Raw genomic sequence first — 13811 nt, forward strand, 5'->3', positions numbered from 1 at the left:
TTTATGTCGTGCTTAGCGAATGCTAAAAACTTATTTTATTTCAGTAATGAACTCTTCTTTTGGACGACGTACTTTTTTCAAGTTTACCAACCAGTCTCCTTCTTCTGCGCGGTAACCCAGAGGAAGCAGAACAACAGAGCGTAGGCCACGGTCTTGTAGGCCTAATAGTGCATCGATCTCTTCGGGAACGAAGCCTTCCATTGGTGTGCAATCGACTTTTTCTTCCGCCGCTGCTATCAACGCAGTACCAAGGCCAATATAGGCTTGGCGAGCTGCGTGCTCATAATTCACTTTTTTGTCACGAGGAGGGTAACTGCTTAGTATCAGCTGGCGATAGTTTTCCCAACCTTCGTTGACGAACCCACGTTCCTCGTTAACTAGGTCGAACATTTTGTTAATACGTTCTTCTGTATAGTTGTCCCAAGCTGCAAAGACCAGCAAATGAGAGCAATCTGTTAACTGTGCCTGATTCCAAGCATGGGGCAGCATTTTTTCACGCAATTCTTTATTGGTGATAACAAACACTTCATAGGGCTGGAGGCCGCTTGAGGTTGCTGTTAGACGAATTGCCTCAAGAATACGGTCCACCTTCTCCTGCGGTACCGATTTTTCAGGATTCATTTTCTTAGTTGCGTAGCGCCATGATAACTGTTCTAACAAATTCGACATTTCGGAATTCCTCGATATATAAGTTTACCCACAATATGAGGTCTATAATGACGAACTTCAAGTCGAATATGAAGGCGAATTTTAGCGATAGTTTTGAAAAAGCATGAACAAAATAGTTCGGTTCTTGGCAACATTCTGTTGACGATGAACGCTATGTATCCCTGAGAGGCTTAGTAAGGATAAGCTTAACCATTTGAGCAAATAAAATTCTCATAATTATGCGCCAAAATGGTTCATTTATCCCTCGTGATGTTTTATGGTGCTCCCTCGAAAAATTTGATGGATCTCCCCTATGACTTCAAATATGAAATCAACGTTGTTTCAGCGTTATATGAATGGCAGTCTCGTATTGCAAATTGTTGTTGGTATTCTGTGTGGTGTTGTCTTAGCGTACGTTTCACCTGATGCGGCCCAATCTGCGGGTGTGTTAGGCGGCTTTTTTGTCAAAGCCTTGAAAGGGATCGCGCCGATTCTCGTGTTTATCTTAGTCATCGCTTCCATTGCCAACCATAAGCATAATCAGCAAACCTATATTCGACCTATTTTAGTACTGTATGCCGTGGGTACCTTGATTGCTGCCATTAGTGCGGTCTTTTTCAGTTATTTGTTTCCGACTAAGTTAAACCTAGTGGCTGGCGATATTAGTCAATCTGCTCCACAAGGCATACATGATGTCTTGCATACGTTATTTTTTAATATGGTTGATAACCCTGTTAATGCGTTAGTGACAGGCAATTACATCGGTATATTAACCTGGTCTGTGTGTTTTGGTATCGGCCTGCGCCATGGGTCGGATACAACGAAAGCGTTACTGCAAAATTTAGCTGACAGTGTTACTCGAGTCGTGGGCTTTGTTATTCGCTTAGCGCCATTTGGTGTGTTTGGTTTAGTATCGAACACCATTGCAACCACAGGTTTTAGTGCACTGTTAGGTTACTCCCATCTGCTGGCGGTGTTGATTGGTTCGATGCTATTTATTGCCTTGGTCACCAACCCTTTGTTGGTCTTTTTAGCGACGCGAAAAAATCCCTACCCTTTAGTTTTTCAATGCTTAAAAGAAAGTGGTGTAACGGCTTTTTTTACGCGCAGTTCCGCTGCCAATATTCCCGTCAATATGGACCTTTGTAAACGCCTTCAATTGGATGAAGATACCTATTCAGTGTCTATTCCCTTAGGGGCAACCATTAATATGGCAGGTGCGGCGATCACGATTACCGTCCTAACGCTTGCCGCGGTGAACACATTAGGCATTCCAGTGGATTTTGCTACTGCGATTCTGCTTAGTATTATTGCGGCTATATCGGCTTGTGGTAGCTCTGGTGTGGCTGGGGGATCTTTATTACTGATTCCTTTGGCTTGTAGCTTATTCAATATCCCCAATGAAGTGGCGATGCAAGTGGTGGCCGTGGGCTTCATTATCGGGGTACTACAAGACTCGTCAGAAACGGCATTGAACAGTTCGACCGATGTACTCTTTACTGCTGCGGCTTGTCGTTCCGTTACGCGTCATTCGTGAGGGACGATTGGGTGTAGTTCTGTGATATGAAATAGGCTGATAAAAAAACCGCGCCCGCGGTTTTTTTATGCGGCGTGAAGATCGTCTAAGTAGAAATACTGAGTCTTATTACGTACTAATCACAATCTGTTTTCGGTATTTATGCGAATTGTTTACAAATTGTTTTCAGAAGATGATGAAACCTGCTTTATCCAATTAAACAATAATAAACAAGCAGGATGATAATCAATGATCTCTCTTAAGATGACTTCTTTTGTAGCGGCTGCGGCTGTTACCCTCGGTACACTGTCTATGCCTTCTATGGCAGCAGAGCGTGTTTATAAACTCAAAATGGCAGAATCTTGGACTACCAACTTCCCTATCTTTGGTGATGCGCCTCGTAACATGGTACGTATGGCGGAAGAAATGTCTAAAGGCCGCTTAAAAATCACCATCGACTCAGCAAACAAACACAAAGCGCCATTAGGTGTGTTTGATATGGTGCGTGCGGGTCAGTACGACATTGGTCACTCTGCTTCTTATTATTGGAAAGGTAAGGTGCCCAACACCATGTATTTCACCACCATGCCGTTTGGGATGACGGCACCGGAGCAGTATGGTTGGTTTTACTATGGTGATGGCATGAAGTTGATGGAGAAAGTTTATAAGCCCTTTGGCTTGTTGTCTTTCCCTGGGGGCAATACCGGTGTGCAGATGGGAGGATGGTTTCGTAAAGAAATCAACTCATTGGATGACTTGAAAGGTCTAAAAATGCGTATTCCAGGGTTTGCTGGTGAAGTGTTAGCGAAGCTAGGTGCCAAACCAACGAACATTCCACCTGGTGAGTTATATACGGCTCTTGAGCGTAACACGATTGATGCCTTGGAGTGGGTAGGACCGTCCCTTGATTTGCGCATGGGTTTCCACAAAATTGCGCCTTACTACTACACAGGTTGGCATGAACCAGCAACTGAGCTTCAGTTCCTAGTAAATGAGCGGACATGGAAAAAACTACCGGACGACCTGCGTGAAATTCTGCGTGTCTCTATGAAACTGGCCGCTTATGATATGTACATTCAGTCTTACCATGAAAGCGGTGTGAACTGGGCGAAAATGAAATCTGAATACCCAGATATTCAGGTTAAGACTTTCCCTACACCAGTTCTAAGCGCCATGAAAAAAGCCAACGAAGAGTTATTGGCGGAAGCGGCTGCGAAAGATCCGTTAACGAAAGAAATTATCGATTCCCAAGAAGCTTATATGAAAGTGGCCCGTGTATGGACCAACATTTCTGATCGAGCTTACCTAGAAAGCTTAGACAAAATTGCCGAATAAATCTTGATCGCGTAGCGGGGGGCGTCCTCCGCTACTTCGCTCTTTGTAAGCGAGTTAATGCTTACTAAGGACGTTGATTGTTAGGAGTTAGCGTGCCATTAGGTGTTTTCTAGGAGTCATTTCCATGTTTCTCATCAATTTAGAGCGAGGCATCGCTCGTTTTTCAAATCTACTTGGCGCTATTTCGACCTTATTGTTTATCGCCTTGTTATGTAACGTTTTTTATGACGTATTAATGCGTTATTTGTTCAATGATGTGTCCATTGCCATGCAAGAATTAGAATGGCATTTGTATGCGGCTATTTTCTTGTTAGGGATTCCTTATGGGATTCAACAGGGTGGTCATGTGCGAGTCGATTTGATCTATGAAAACCAACCGATCAAACGTAAAGCATGGATCGATTTGTTTGGCTGCGTCTTTTTCTTATTACCTTTCACCTTGCTGGTTGGCTACTACGGTATTGGTTTTGCCCAAGAATCCTTTGCTCTAGGAGAAACCAGTGGCGACCCAGGTGGTTTGCCTTATCGCTGGGTTATTAAAGCGGTTATCCCTTTTGCCTTTTTCTCCATGGCGATCAGTGGGGTGGGCATGATGCTGCGTTCGATTAATGCCATTCGTGGCGTGAGTGAAGAGGGCTTTTCAAACCCTCCTATTCAACATTGATCTTGAGTCCTGTTTTCTGCAGCGATGTCTTGCAGTGCTTGCTCTCTTGTTCTGACGGATTAATAGGTCGTTTATGATTGGTATTATCATGTTTTTCGTTGCCCTAGCAATGCTGATGCTGGGGTTCCCCGTTGCTTTCACCTTTGGTGGGGTCGCCTTAATATTTGGTGTGTTTGCCGAAGGCTTTGACATGTTTGCCTTTATGCCCTTTCGCATACAAAGCTACATGGAAAACACCACCATGATGGCGGTGCCCTTGTTTGTTTTTATGGGCATTGTGTTGCAAAAAACACAGTTGGCAGAACAATTATTAGAAGCCATGGGGAAACTGTTTGGTCGAGTACGTGGTGGCTTGGCGATTTCGACTATTTTGGTGGGTGCATTATTGGCTGCATCAACCGGTGTAGTGGGGGCCAGCGTCGTGGCGATGGGGTTGATCTCTTTGCCTGTTATGCTGAAATACAAATACAGCAAATCCCTTGCCTGCGGCACGATTTGCGCCTCAGGTACGCTGGGCCAGATCATTCCACCCTCAATTATTTTGATTATCTTAGGAGATGTTTTAGGCATTCCTGTGGGGGATTTATTCCATTCGGCAATGTTGCCGGGGGTGGTACTGATTGGTTGTTATATTGTCTATATTCTGATTCTGACTTTTCTCAAGCCTGATATGGCGCCAGCCATGCCAGAAGAAGACGATGGGGAAACGCGTTCTCAACAAATTGTCAGTGCGTTAAAAGCCATCATTCCTCCTTTGGCGTTGGTGCTGGTGGTATTGGGCTCTATCTTTACGGGGATTGCGACACCGACAGAGTCGTCAGCGTTAGGTGGTATGGGGGCGATTGTATTGTCGTTGCTGTATCGTCAGTTTACTTGGAAGATGCTTTACGACAGTAGTTTAGAAACGGTTAAAGTCACCGCCATGGTGTTTGCTATTTTGATGGGGGCAACCGCCTTTTCGATGGCTTTTAGCTACACTGGTGGTGATCAAATAGTGGAAGAGGTATTGCTCAATCTACCGGGTGAAAAATGGGGCTTTATTATTCTCGCCATGGTTGCGATTATGATCCTTGGCTTTTTCATCGATTTTGTGGAAATTGCCTTTATCATTGTGCCGATCTTGGCACCAGTGGCTGAAGCGCTGGGCATCAACATGTTGTGGTTTGCGATCTTGATTGCGATGAATTTGCAGACATCGTTCTTAACACCACCTTTTGGCTTTAGTCTATTCTATTTAAAAGGCGTGGCACCGAGCTCCATTCGGACGATGGATATTTATCGTGGGGTAATTCCCTTTATTTTGATCCAAGTGCTAGTGTTGGCCAGCATAATGGTCTTTCCTGAATGGTATGGAATGGCTTAAGCTCCCTTTAGATACCGTAAAACGTTGTCTATGAGCTTCAAACCAGCAAACGGGCTAGGTTGTCACTAGCCCGTTTTTTTACGGATTGGCATGATATAAAAAGAATAAGAAGGACGTCTTTGTGGGCTTAAAAAGTAAGATTATCCTTTTAGCAGTCGTCCCTTTGATTGCTTCGACGGTCATTATTATCTACCTCAGTTTGCAATCTGCTAGGGAACTTGCCGACGAGGAATTGTCTATCTATGAATTCAATTTGATTCATGCCAAAAAAGAAGCGCTTAAAAGCCATATCAGTATTGCCTTATCCGCGATTCAACCGATTTTAGACAGTGATACGCTAAGTGATGAAGAGGCCAAGGCGGAAGTAAAAAAAGTGATTAGCCGCCTGCGTTATGGTGAGGATGGTTACTTTTATATTTACAGCAGCACAGGGAAGAATCTCGTTCATCCGACGCAGCCGGAATTGGTAGGGAAAGATCTTTGGGACTTTCAGGATAAGTCGGGTAACTATTTGATCCAGCACCTCTTGGCGGTTGCCAAAACGGGAGGGGGATTTCATCGTTACTTTTGGGAAAAGCCTCCCTATATGGATGTGGAGGAGAAGATTGGTTACGCCGTGATGATTGATCGCTGGCATTGGATGCTGGGAACGGGCTTGTATCTTGGTGATGTCTTTCTCGAATTATCCAAGGCTAAAGCAAATATGGACGCCAACATCCGCCGAAGCTTTTTTTCCGTCAGTGTGGTGGTGACTATCACTGTGATTTTTGTGATTTTATTGGGCTTGGCGATTAACCTGCATGAGCACAAATTAGCGGATTCCAAACTCAAAGCCTTGGTACAGCGTTTTATGCGCTTACAAGTGAGTGAGCGGCGGCGCTTTTCTCGCGAGTTGCACGATGGCATCAATCAGTTACTGGTGTCCTGTAAGTTTCGTATTGAATTGGCTAGCAACAAACTCAACCGTGACCAAGGTAAAGAGGCTATTGAAGGTGAATTACTTAAAGCGGGTGAACTGATAAACCTCACCATCCAAGAAATTCGTCAGATCTCCCATGATCTTAGGCCAACATTGCTGGACGATTTGGGGTTAGATACGGCACTTAGCGCGTTGGTCGACCAATTTAGCGAACGCACCAAGGTGTCTGTGAACTATTGCTTTGATGTGTCGTGTGGCATTCCTGATGAAATAGAAATTGCCTTATATCGGCTATCTCAAGAAGCCTTAACCAATATCGATAAGCATGCCCAAGCCAGCCATGTTTCTCTGCATATCAAGCAGTCACGTCAGGATTTGGTGTTCGAATGTCTAGACGATGGTCTTGGTTGTTCTCAGGAATCGGCTTTGTCAAAAGGGATTGGCTTGATCAATATGCGTGAGCGAGTGGCACTTATTGGTGGGGACTTTTTTTTAGAGTCCCAGAAAGGCAAAGGCACAAAAGTCCGTGCTATTTTACCGATAGCGCCTAAAATGGATTAAAAAAATAAGAGACAAGTCATGACAATAAGCACAAGCATTCGAGTGTTGCTGGTGGACGACCATATGTTGGTGTTAGATGGTTTACAGGCTCGTTTAGAATTGGAAGCGGATATTAATATTGTTGGGACGGCAGCGAATGGTTTGGAAGCCTTGGAAAAAGCTAAGGTTTTATCGCCAGATTTAGTGCTAATGGACGTCTCCATGCCTATTTTAAATGGTTTAGAAGCCACAAAACGTTTTCGCAATGAACAGCCACATATCAAAATTCTGATGCTCAGCATGCACTACGACAAAGAGTATATTCTGTCTGTGATTCAAGCGGGAGCCAATGGCTATGTGCTCAAAGACGTCTCGTCGGAAGAGCTGATACAAGCCATTAATACAGTATATCAAGGCGGCACATACTTTAGTTCAAAAGCGACCGACTTGTTATTTGGTCAATTCTCTTCAGCGCCACAAGAAGAGGAGTCACTGACACCAAGGGAAAGTGCGGTACTCGCTGAGGTTGCGAATGGGTTATCTAACAAAGAAATCGCCCAACAACTCAATATTAGCGTGAGAACGGTAGAAACCCATCGACAAAATATTAAGCGTAAGTTGGATATTCACTCGTCTGCAGGTCTGGTGAAATACGCCATTGAACACAATCTTATTTGATCTTGCGAAAAAGAGGATAGCTATATCGACGATCTAACAGGAAGGTATTCTTTAGAGGGTCGATATAGCGAACTGGATTACGGTTTTAGGCTTTGCTTTCCTCAAAAAGCTGTTTACCTGCTTGTAGGGCGGCTGGATGCAATGCTGGCCCACCTTGTTCAATATAGTCTTTCAGCATGTTTTTCATGCGTCGTGGCCAAAACTTCTTCACATGGCCTGCGACAATTGTTGCCACAGCACTTTCATCGCCCGCGCTAATATTATTCTCTGCGATTTGGTTAATCATAGAGATGATACGTTCTTGTTCGTTATGCATAATTAATTCTCGCTAGACTGAACTCTCATACGAGGCTTGATCTATGATCACTTGACCAAACCTAGCCAACCGCTTCAGCACAGGATAATGACCGTGTGCTGAAGCGTCTGAGGCTATTGTTTATTCGCCACTAGAGGCACCGGCTTCAGACAAAAGTTTTTGTTGGCGTTGGTTGTTCGCCGCGAAATCTTTCTGCCATTCGGACGGTTGAGACACCTTCTCGACCTGCACCGCTGTAACCTTGTATTCAGGACAGTTCGTTGCCCAATCCGAGTTGTCTGTTGTGATCACGTTCGCGCCACTGCCTGGGTGATGGAAGGTGGTGTACACCACCCCAGGTTGCATGCGCTTACTGATATGAGCACGTAACACGGTTTGTCCAGCACGGCTGCTGATGCCTAGCCAGTCTCCTTCGTTAATACCGCGTTCTTCCGCATCATGGGGATGGATTTCTAATTTATCCTCGTGATGCCACACTTGGTTTTCAGTACGACGGGTTTGAGCGCCGACGTTGTATTGGCTCAAAATACGCCCCGTTGTAAGCAAGAGTGGGAAACGACGGCTGGCACGTTCGGACGTTGGAACGAATTCTGTGACAGCAAAGTGGCCTTTGCCTTCCAATGTAGGAAAGCTCTCCACGTGCATGATCGGTGAGCCAATAGGGAACTCATCATTACATGGCCATTGCAAACTGCCGTGTTTGTCTAGTTTCTCGTAGTTCACCCCTGTGAAGGTTGGCGTCAATAGGGCTATCTCATCCATGATTTCCGAGGGATGAGAGTAGTTCATTGGGTAACCTAGGGCATTGGCTAAGTCGACCGTCACTTCCCAATCTTCTTTGCCGGATAGAGGCGGCATTACTTTACGAACGCGGTTAATACGACGCTCGGCGTTGGTGAAGGTGCCGTTCTTCTCAAGGAAGGTGGAGCCTGGTAGCAGAACATGGGCAAATTTTGCGGTTTCGTTTAGGAAGATGTCCTGCACGATCAGGCAGTCTAATGCACGCAACGCGGCTTCCACGTGTTGGGTATTTGGGTCCGACTGGGCGATGTCTTCCCCTTGTACGTATAAGCCTCGGAAGTGGCCAGCAATGGCTGCATCAAACATATTTGGAATACGCAGACCGGGTTCATCGTCCAGCGTTACGCCCCAGACTTTTTCAAAGCGATTGCGAACCACAGGGTCCGCAACGTGTTGATAACCAGGTAACTCGTGTGGGAATGACCCCATGTCGCAGGAACCCTGTACGTTATTTTGACCACGAAGTGGGTTGACACCAACGCCTTCGCGGCCAATGTTGCCTGTTGCTAACGCAAGGTTGGCGATCCCCATTACCATGGTGGAGCCTTGGCTGTGTTCGGTGACACCGAGACCGTAGTAAATCGCTGCATTGGGGGCGTTAGCAAAAGTACGGGCAGCTTGACGAATTGACTCTGCAGGTACACCAGTCACATCCTCAACTGCCTCTGGGGCATTGCGAGATTCGGCAATAAAGGCTCGCCATTTGGCGTAGGCTTCTGGCTCGCAGCGTTTGGCGATAAAGTCGGTATCCTCCAAGCCTTCTGTGATGACCACATGGGCCAACGCATTGATAAGCGCCACATTGGTTCCTGGACGCAATGGTAAGTGTACAGAGTCGCCTAGATGCGGTGTCTTAAGAATATCGATTTCTCGTGGGTCGGCAACGATCAAGCTTGCGCCTTGGCGAAGACGGCGGCGCATCAAAGAGCCAAATACTGGGTGAGCATCCGTTGGGTTGGCACCAATGACGAGGACACAGTCGGACTTCATCACTGAATCAAACGTTTGTGTCCCGGCGGATTCCCCAAGGGTTTGTTTGAGGCCATAACCGGTTGGACTGTGACAAACACGGGCACAAGTATCCGTGTTGTTATTGCCAAAGGCGGCACGAATCAGTTTTTGCACCAAGTAGGTTTCTTCGTTGGTACAACGGGAAGAGGTAATACCGCCGATGCTTTCACGGCCATATTCGTATTGGATGGACTTTAAGCGGTTCGCGGCAAAGCCAATGGCTTCTTCCCAGCTCACTTCTTTCCATGGTTGATCGATAGCGTCACGAATCATGGGGGTGCGGATGCGGTCTTTGTGGGTCGCATAACCGAAAGCGAAACGACCTTTGACACAAGAGTGGCCGTGGTTTGCGTCCCCTGCTTTGTCTGGCACCATGCGCACCAGTTGGTCGCCTTTCATTTCGGCTTTAAATGAACAACCGACACCACAATACGCGCAGGTGGTGGAAATACTGTGTTCTGGTTGGCCCATTTGAATCAATGAATTTTCAGACAGGGTGGCGGTTGGGCAGGCTTGCACACAGGCACCACAAGACACACACTCTGAATCTAAGAAGTTTTCATTTTGTCCCGCAGCGACTTTGGAATCAAAGCCACGGCCATCAATGGTCAGGGCAAAGGTACCTTGGACTTCTTCACAAGCACGTACACAACGAGAACAGACGATACATTTGCTGGCGTCGAAGGTGAAATAAGGGTTGGAAGTATCTTTTGGGGCGTCCAAATGGTTGGCGCCATCAAAGCCATAACGGACTTCACGAAGGCCTACTGCCCCTGCCATGTCCTGCAATTCACAATCGCCATTGGCAGGACAAGTCAAACAGTCCAGCGGGTGATCGGAAATGTACAATTCCATAATATTGCGGCGCAATTTGGCCAATTTTTCATTCTGAGTAGACACCTTCATGCCTTGCTCAGCAGGTGTCGTACAAGAGGCTGGCGTACCGCGACGGCCTTCAATTTGCACGGCACAAAGGCGACAAGAGCCAAAGGCTTCTAGGTTGTCTGTGGCACATAATTTGGGAATATTGATGTCGGCAAGTGCTGCCGCACGCATCACTGAGGTGCCTTCTGGGACGCTGATTTCTACCCCGTCAATTTCCAACGTGACCAACTTTTCACTTAAAGAAGCTGGCGTACCATAATCTTTATTAGGATCAAAGTGCTGTAACATGACTAGATCTCCTCGGCATTCGTTGTTGACGCAGCGCGCTTAATGAAATCGTCCTTGAAGTGCTTCATCGCACTTTGCACTGGGAATGGCGTCATACCTCCCATCGCACACAACGAACCGTCTACCATGGTTTCACATAGGTCGGATAACAATGTCATATTGTCATCCACATTTTCACCAGAACGAATACGGTCAATGACTTCCACACCTCGGGTGGAACCGATACGGCATGGGGTACATTTACCGCAGGATTCGGCCACACAGAACTCCATCGAGAAGCGCGCTTGCTCGCTCATATCGACGCTGTCGTCAAACATGACCACGCCACCGTGACCTAGCACCGCGCCTTCTTTGGCAAAGGCTTCATAGTCTAATGGGGTGTCCCATTGTGACTCAGGAAGATACGCTCCCAACGGACCGCCGACTTGCACGGCTTTTAGTGGGCGTCCATTACGAGTACCACCGCCGAAGTCGAACATGAGTTCGCGCAGGGTAGGGCCAAAGGCCAGCTCGACAAGACCGCCTTGTTTGACGTTGCCCGCCAGTTGGAAGGGTAAGGTACCGAGCGAGCGTCCCATGCCATAGTCGGCATAGGCTTGTGCGCCTTTATCTAGAATAAAGGGAACGGCCGCAAGGGACAGGACGTTGTTTACTACGGTTGGCTGACCGAATAAACCGACAATGGCCGGCAATGGTGGCTTCGCTCGAACCAAACCGCGCTTGCCTTCCAAACTTTCGAGCAGGGAGGTTTCTTCACCACAAATGTAAGCGCCAGCGCCCAAGCGAACTTCAAGGTCAAAGTGTTTGTCGCTGCCTAGAATGCCTGCGCCGAGTAAGTTGTTCTCATAGGCGATGGTAATGGCGTCATGGAGCGTCTTGAACGCCAATGGATATTCCGAACGCAGATAGATGTACCCCTGCGTTGCGCCAACGGCCAAACCCGCGATGGTCATGCCTTCAATCAGCATAAAGGGATCGCATTCCATCACCAAGCGGTCGGCAAACGTACCGGAGTCGCCTTCGTCGGCGTTACAAACAACATATTTTTGTTCAGCAGGAGCGTCTAAAACGGTTTGCCATTTGATACCCGTTGGAAAAGCTGCACCACCTCGACCACGCAAGCCGGATGCTTTGATCTCATCAACAAGGGGTTGAGCATCCATCGCTAAGGCATTCTTCAGGCCGCGATAGCCTTCTTTTGCTTGGTAATCAGCTAGAGAAAGTGGGTCAATAACTCCCGCGCGAGCAAAGGTTAAGCGCTGCTGTTGTTTTAGATAAGGAATATCTTCCACTAGACCAAGTGCCAGAGGATGCACCACATCACCGTGCCAGAATTCGGCGTCAAACAAAGAGTCAATATCCGCTTCTTTTACAGGGCCAAAACCAAAACGACCTTGCTTAGTTTCTACTTCAATAAGCGGCTCTAGCCAATACAAGGCGCGGGTGCCGTTACGTTTGATCGACAAATCCACTTTGCGCTCGTTGGCGGTTGCGGCCAGCAGTTTGGTAAGACGATCTGCCCCTAGCGCTTTTGCGGTGGTGTCGGAAGGTACATGAATACAAAAAGTCATTATTGCACCTCCAAGCGATCGGTTTTCAGATTGTCGACCAATTCATCAAAACGCTGAGTGTCGACATCGGCGTAGATTTCATCGCCCACCCGAACAGATGGACCACAGCTGCAATTGCCTAAGCAATAAACCGGTTCAAGGGTAATGTTGTTGTCGGGGGTGGTTTGATGGTAGTCCACGCCCAACATACTTTTAGCGTAGGCTTCTAAGCGACGTGCCCCAAGCGCTTGGCACGCTTCTGCACGGCAGAGCTCGACTACATGGCGTCCCGGTTGTTTCGTGCGAAAGTGATGGTAGAAACTGATCACACCATGTATTTCCGCTCGGGTTTGCTTGAGGGCGGTGGCGATTAAGCCGACGGCCTCTTCTGGAATATAAGAAAAGCGCTCTTGAATAGCATGAAGAAGGGGTAAAAGAGCGCCTGGTTTGGACTTAAACTCTTCAATAATGGTTTGCGCGATGGCAGGATCCCAAGTTACAACTCTCGGTGTAGTCATTATTATAATTCCTCCTACCGCCTAAACACGGAAATCATCGTTAGGCAGAAGCGTTACTTTAATATAGTGCCCATCAAGACGTAGACACATGTTAGCGCTTGGATCAACATGGTGCTTTCACCAGCGCGGCAACCTGCACATAACTGGGAATGATCGCTACTCAGGCAGCCTTTATTAGACCAATTACGGCGCTCAGGATCGCACATTCACTGATCTTTCTCTTATCTTATTACGACATATTTGACGAAATGGCGGCCATCTAAAGGGAGAAACAGACAAATTATATGGTCACTATTTTACGCGAATGTCGCGTTTCTAATATTGGACTCAATTGCTAAATTTGGCAAATGACGATCTTGGTTCATGAGCGTTTGCACGGTTTAACCTCATTATTAAACGCTCAAATCCACTAAATGATGTAGGTAGTGGGTATCAATGGTAGGTGTGAAGGAGGCATGGCGTTACTGGGTAACGCCACCGTGTTTTTAATCCGTGTCGCCGTCTTTATTGGCGATATTTTGTAAAATATCTTTTGAATTGGCATAGTTGTCGAATAAGGTTGTGGCTTCTTCCAATGCTTTAAAACAGTCTACTGACATCATCACAACGGCTGGTTCGTTCCCCCTGTCTATCATGATGGGTGTTTGGCTATCGCACACCTTTTTCATCATGGTGTCTAAATCGGTCTGTAGTGCTGAAGCAGTAACTAACTCCATCTGTGTCTCCGTAACTATGCTGTTTGTTATTCATAAGAATGGAAGACGATTGCTTATTTATCA

General features: G+C 46.7%; 12 protein-coding genes. 6 read left to right on the forward strand and 6 right to left on the reverse strand.

Going from position 1 to position 13811, the window contains the following annotated elements; all coding sequences use genetic code 11:
- Positions 1 to 30: 30 nt before the first annotated feature.
- Positions 31 to 669 carry an NAD(P)H-dependent oxidoreductase gene (locus tag JHD45_RS20080; protein ID WP_199478261.1) on the reverse strand — a complete coding sequence of 213 codons (639 nt, stop codon included), beginning with the start codon at positions 667 to 669 and terminating at the stop codon, positions 31 to 33.
- Between the two features lie 304 nt (positions 670 to 973).
- Here JHD45_RS20080 and sstT point away from each other — a divergent pair, with 304 nt between their 5' ends.
- The 6 genes from sstT (at position 974) to JHD45_RS20110 (ending at position 7663) form a co-directional block, all read left to right on the forward strand.
- On the forward strand, positions 974 to 2185 hold the full coding sequence (gene sstT, locus JHD45_RS20085; protein ID WP_233407961.1) for a serine/threonine transporter SstT: 1212 nt from the start codon (positions 974 to 976) through the stop codon (positions 2183 to 2185).
- A 243-nt stretch (positions 2186 to 2428) separates the two neighbouring features.
- Positions 2429 to 3499, forward strand: coding sequence for a TRAP transporter substrate-binding protein (locus JHD45_RS20090; protein WP_233407962.1), 1071 nt, complete (start codon positions 2429 to 2431; stop codon positions 3497 to 3499).
- 124 nt (positions 3500 to 3623) lie between these two features.
- Positions 3624 to 4163 (forward strand): TRAP transporter small permease subunit, encoded by a 540-nt coding sequence (locus JHD45_RS20095; RefSeq protein ID WP_199478264.1) that lies wholly within the window; start codon positions 3624 to 3626, stop codon positions 4161 to 4163.
- 73 nt (positions 4164 to 4236) lie between these two features.
- Positions 4237 to 5526 (forward strand): TRAP transporter large permease, encoded by a 1290-nt coding sequence (locus tag JHD45_RS20100; protein ID WP_199478265.1) that lies wholly within the window; start codon positions 4237 to 4239, stop codon positions 5524 to 5526.
- Between the two features lie 121 nt (positions 5527 to 5647).
- Positions 5648 to 7006 (forward strand): cache domain-containing protein, encoded by a 1359-nt coding sequence (locus JHD45_RS20105; protein WP_199478266.1) that lies wholly within the window; start codon positions 5648 to 5650, stop codon positions 7004 to 7006.
- Positions 7007 to 7024: 18 nt separating this feature from the next.
- On the forward strand, positions 7025 to 7663 hold the full coding sequence (locus tag JHD45_RS20110) for a response regulator transcription factor (protein ID WP_199478267.1): 639 nt from the start codon (positions 7025 to 7027) through the stop codon (positions 7661 to 7663).
- An 85-nt stretch (positions 7664 to 7748) separates the two neighbouring features.
- Here JHD45_RS20110 and JHD45_RS20115 read toward each other — a convergent pair whose 3' ends face one another.
- From JHD45_RS20115 to JHD45_RS20135, 5 genes are all read right to left on the reverse strand, one after another.
- Positions 7749 to 7979 carry a formate dehydrogenase subunit delta gene (locus tag JHD45_RS20115; RefSeq protein ID WP_067012291.1) on the reverse strand — a complete coding sequence of 77 codons (231 nt, stop codon included), beginning with the start codon at positions 7977 to 7979 and terminating at the stop codon, positions 7749 to 7751.
- Between the two features lie 120 nt (positions 7980 to 8099).
- Positions 8100 to 10964 (reverse strand): formate dehydrogenase subunit alpha, encoded by a 2865-nt coding sequence (gene fdhF, locus JHD45_RS20120; RefSeq protein WP_199478268.1) that lies wholly within the window; start codon positions 10962 to 10964, stop codon positions 8100 to 8102.
- A 2-nt stretch (positions 10965 to 10966) separates the two neighbouring features.
- On the reverse strand, positions 10967 to 12535 hold the full coding sequence (locus JHD45_RS20125) for a formate dehydrogenase beta subunit (RefSeq protein WP_199478269.1): 1569 nt from the start codon (positions 12533 to 12535) through the stop codon (positions 10967 to 10969).
- Positions 12535 to 13032, reverse strand: coding sequence for a formate dehydrogenase subunit gamma (locus JHD45_RS20130; protein WP_199478270.1), 498 nt, complete (start codon positions 13030 to 13032; stop codon positions 12535 to 12537). The genes JHD45_RS20125 and JHD45_RS20130 overlap by 1 nt, the downstream gene beginning before the upstream one ends.
- Before the next feature lie 485 nt (positions 13033 to 13517).
- Complete coding sequence (locus JHD45_RS20135; protein WP_199478271.1) at positions 13518 to 13748, reverse strand: type II toxin-antitoxin system Phd/YefM family antitoxin; 231 nt, start codon at positions 13746 to 13748, stop codon at positions 13518 to 13520.
- Positions 13749 to 13811: the final 63 nt, after the last annotated feature.

The sequence above is a fragment of the Marinomonas spartinae genome (assembly GCF_016461715.1).
Lineage (GTDB): Bacteria > Pseudomonadota > Gammaproteobacteria > Pseudomonadales > Marinomonadaceae > Marinomonas > Marinomonas spartinae_A.